Source organism: uncultured Tyzzerella sp., assembly GCF_963558545.1.
Classification (GTDB): domain Bacteria; phylum Bacillota; class Clostridia; order Lachnospirales; family CAG-274; genus Tyzzerella.
Genome location: NZ_CAUWHO010000083.1, coordinates 1 through 4,763 on the forward strand (window position 1 = coordinate 1; position 4,763 = coordinate 4,763).

The following is a 4,763-nucleotide window of genomic DNA, read 5'->3' on the forward strand; positions in this document are numbered from 1 at the left end:
GAAGATGATAAACATATTGAAAGCGAAAGTATAACAAATCAAAAGCTAATGCTAAAAGAGTTTGTAACTAACAATAAAGAACTAGAATTAGTTTCTATTAAAATAGATGACGGATATGGTGGAAGTAATTTTGATAGACCTGCTTTTAAAGAAATGATAAAAGATATAGAAAAAGGCAAAATTAATTGTATTGTAGTAAAAGATTTTTCTAGGTTCGGACGTGATTTTATAGAAGTTGGAAAATATTTAGAAGAAATATTTCCACTAATGAATGTACGCTTTATATCAGTTAATGATAATTATGATAGTTTTAAAAGTACAGAAAGTATAGACAATTTAATTATACCTTTTAAAAATCTTATAAATGACAGTTATTTAAGAGATATATCATTAAAAATTAGAAGTAGTTTTGATGTAAAGAGAAAAAAGGGCGAATTTATAGGTTCATTTGTTACATATGGTTATTTAAAAGATAGTAAAAATAAAAATAAGATTGTTATAGATGAAATAGCATCTAAAGTTGTTCAAGATATTTTTAAATACCGTTTAGAAGGGTTAAGTGCTGATAAAATAGCTAAAAAATTAAATAGTGAAAATATACTTTCTCCTATGGAATATAAAAAATCAATAGGACTTAATATAAGTACAAATTTTAAGAAAAAAGAAAAGGCATTATGGAGTGCAAAAGCTATATTTAGAATATTACAAAATCCAATATACATAGGAACACTTGAGCAAAACAAATATACAACACCTAATCATAAAATTAAAAAAATGGTATATATTCCAAAAGAAGAATGGATAATTGTAGAAAATAATCACGAGCCTATCATATCAAAAGAAATGTTTGAAAGTGTTCAAAAAATAATGTCTATTGATACAAGGATAGCTCCTAAACAAGAAAAAGTTTATTTATTAAGTGGGCTTATATGTTGTGGAGAGTGTGGTTCTAATTTAGTAAGAAAAAATAATGGAACAAAGGATAAGCCTTATATTTACTATGTTTGTAATAATGCTAGAAATAAACAAGGTTGTATAGGGAGCAGTATAAAAACTGAAATAATAGAAGAAACAGTTTTTGAAACATTAAAAACACATATAAATGCTATTATAAGTTTGCAAGATATAATAAGTATAGTTAATAGCAATAATTATACATTAAAAGAAAAGGAACGTATAACTAACAAAATAGATAAAGAAAATAAAGAGCTAAAAAAATATCAAAATATTAAACTAAAATTATATGAAGATTTAAAAGCTGGTATATTAACACAAGAAGAATTTAAAGATTTTAGCCTTGCTTATAATGATAAAATAACAGAAATAAAAACTTTAATAGCAAGTTTTGAAAATGAAATAGAGATTTTATCAAAGGGAATAAGTGATAAACAATTATGGATAGAATATTTAAAAGCACATAAAAATATAAAAAGTTTAAACAGAGAATTAGTTGTAAATTTAATTGAAGATATAAAAGTATATAATAATAAAAGCATTAAAATAAATTTTAAATATGAGGAAGAATATAAAAACTTAATATCATATTTAGAAAGTAATATGCAGGTGGCTTGTAATGGCTAGAAAAAGTAGAAAAAATATACAAATATCTAAAATTACAACTAATGAAAAAACTTATTCTGTTGGTATATATGTAAGGTTATCAAATCTTGATAATAATAAAAAGGATAGTAACACACTAGAAAATCAAAAAAATATAATTTTAGATTATATGAAAGATAAACAGGAGTTTAGGCTAATAGATGTTTATGAAGATAACAACTATACAGGAACAAATTTTAACAGGGATGGCTTTGAAAGACTTTTAGAAGATATTAAACAAGGTAAAATTAATTGTATAATAGTAAAAGATTTATCTAGATTTGGAAGAAACTATCTTGAATGTGGAAACTATTTAGAAAAGATTTTCCCATTTATGAATGTAAGATTTATAGCAATAAATGATGGATATGACAGTGATAATGAAAATGCAAGTGAAATATTATTAATGCACCTTAAAAATATAGTAAATGAACTATATGCAAAAGATATAGCAAAAAAGGTAAGTAGTGCTTTAAGAGAAAAGCAGAAAAAAGGAGATTTTATAGGAGCTTGGGCTAGTTATGGATATTTAAAAGATACTAACAATAAAAATAAGATTGTAGTAAATAGTGAAACTGCACATATCGTAAAATATATTTTTAATTTAAGATTACAAGGATATAGTTATAATAAAATATCACTTAAATTAAATGAAGAAAACATTTTATCTCCTTATGCTTATCTTTATAAAATAGGTATTTTAAAAGATGAAAAAAATAAAAATATAAAATGGAATTTACATACAATAAGAAAAATATTGTCTGATGAAGTTTATATAGGAAATATGGTTCAAGGTAAAAAAAGAAGTGATTTATATAAAAATGAAAAACAAAAAGTTGTATCAAAAAATGAATGGAAGATAGTATATAACACACACGAACCTATAATAGATAAAGAAATTTTTAATAAGGTAAATGAAATTAATAACAATGCAAAAGATATATATTTAGGAAATAATAAAAATAAACTTCTCAAAAATAAAACAGAAAATATTTTTAAGGGGTTAATAAGATGTGGAGATTGTAACAAAAATTTAATTAGAAGAGAAAGAAGTAGACAAAATAAAAAAAGTATTAAAATATTTAGATTTTTTGAATGTAATTATAAAAAACAAAATAATTGTAACTTTAAAAGCATAAAAGAAGATTTAGTAAAAGAAATAGTTTTTGAAGAAATAAAAAAACAAATAGAAATAGTAGTAAAGCTAGAAACTATAATTAATAAACAAAGTAAAGTAATAAGTTTAGAAGAAAATAGAATAAAATCTTTAGTAGAAAATACAAATATAGAAATAAATAAAATTAAAAATTTCTATAAAGTAATATATGAAGATTATACAACAGGATTATTAACTGAAGAAGATTACATATTTACTAAAAATAACTATTTAGAAAAAGAAAAAGAATTAAATAAAAATAAGGAAAGTTTAGAAAAACAAATTTTAGATTTAGAAAACAATTTAAGTAAAGAAAATAAATACTTAAAAAGCTTTTTAAAATTTAAAAATAGTAAAGTTTTAACAAAAGAATTACTACAAATTTTAATAAAAGAAATATTAACATATGATAATAATACTATACAAATAACTTTTAATTATATGACAGAATACAATATGTTATTAAATGAAATGGAGCGTATATTAAAAGATGTTATATAATATAGCAATGTATACAAGGTTATCAAAAGAAGACATAAATAAAAGTAAAATCGAAAGTGAAAGTATAGTAAATCAAAAATTAATAATAGAAAATTTTATTAAAAATAATGATGAGTTAAAAGGTAGTAATATAATATCATATAGTGATGACGGATATGTAGGAAGTAATTTTGAAAGACCAGATTTTAAAAAAATGATACAAGATATAAAAGATAAAAAAATAAACTGTATAATAGTAAAGGATTTATCAAGATTTGGAAGAAATTACATAGAAGTAAACAACTATTTAGATAAAATATTTCCATTTTTAAATATAAGATTTATAGCTATAAACGATAATTACGATAGTAAAAATAATAAAAATGTTACAACAGATTTAGATATAGCATTTAAAAATATACTATATAGTTATTATAGTAAAGATTTGTCTATTAAAGTAAAAACAGGAATGAAAGCAAAAGCAAAACAAGGTAATTATATCTCTTCTTATGCACCATTTGGCTATAAAAAGAATAAAGAAACTAAAAGGCTTGAAATAGATGAAGAAACAGCACCTATTGTGAAAATGATATTTCAATTAGTTTTAGAAAATAATACATATAGTGGGGTATGTAAAATTTTAAATGAGAATAAAGTGCCAGTTAAAAGTGATTTTAAAATAGCAAAAGGCATTAGAAAAGAATATAGCAAAAAATTAAATAATAAAATATGGAAAGCAAATGATATAAAAGTAATAATAGATAATGAAATTTACATAGGAAATACAATATACTTTAAAAGGAAAAAAGTTAAATGTGGAAGTGGTAAAACAATAAAAAATGATGATATAGTAAAAGTATGTAATACCCACGAACCTATAATAGACAAAGAAACATTTTATATGATAAAATCAAAAACAGTATCAACATATAAAAATTTAAAGCCAAAAATGTTATTTGTATATAAGTTTAAATGTGGGAATTGTGGTTATGGTTTAAGGTATACTAATGTATATAAAAATAAAGAAGTAATAAATAAAAAATACTATTGTCATAGTATTAAAGAAAATGATAATAATTGTTGTAAAGAGGTAAAAATATTAGAAAGTGAAATAAAAGAAATAGTATTTGAAAGTCTAAAAAAAGAAATATTGCTTTATATAAAAAATCAAGATGATTTAGAAGATAAAACTAATTTAAAGAAAAATGTATTGATTTTGGAAAAAGAACAAGAAGAATTAATTTTTAGCAGAAGGTTAATTTATGAAGACTATATAAATGAAAAAATAAGTAAAGAAGAATACTTAAAATTAAAAAGAGAAAAAGAGCAACTAATAACTAATTTAAAAAATGAAATAGAAAAAGTAAAAAATATTTCTTTAGAAAATAAAGAGATAAGAGAAGAAAATAAAATTTTAAGGAATTACTTAAAAGAAGATGTATTAACCAAAGAAATGGTAGATATTTTTATTGATAAAATCTATATTTATGATAGAGAAAACATAAAAATAGATTGGAAATTTAAAAAA

General features: G+C 21.1%; 3 protein-coding genes. All 3 read left to right on the forward strand.

The genetic code is table 11. The features are described 5' to 3' along the window. Window positions 1-1,581 (forward strand): recombinase family protein (locus R5Z65_RS09475; RefSeq protein WP_317368749.1); only part of this gene is annotated, 1,581 nt, incomplete at its 5' end. Next, the gene (locus R5Z65_RS09480; RefSeq protein ID WP_317368750.1) at window positions 1,574-3,256 is read left to right on the forward strand and encodes a recombinase family protein; all 1,683 of its coding nucleotides are present in this window, start codon (window positions 1,574-1,576) and stop codon (window positions 3,254-3,256) included. The genes R5Z65_RS09475 and R5Z65_RS09480, both read left to right, overlap by 8 nt. After that, window positions 3,246-4,763, forward strand: a 1,518-nt coding sequence (locus R5Z65_RS09485) for a recombinase family protein (protein WP_317368751.1), incomplete at its 3' end; no start/stop codon positions are given. The genes R5Z65_RS09480 and R5Z65_RS09485, both read left to right, overlap by 11 nt.

What these genes read in the sequence shown, in the direction of transcription:
- R5Z65_RS09480 (WP_317368750.1), top strand. Translation starts at nt 1,574, where the DNA reads ATGGCTAGAAAAAGTAGAAAAAATATACAAATATCTAAAATTACAACT.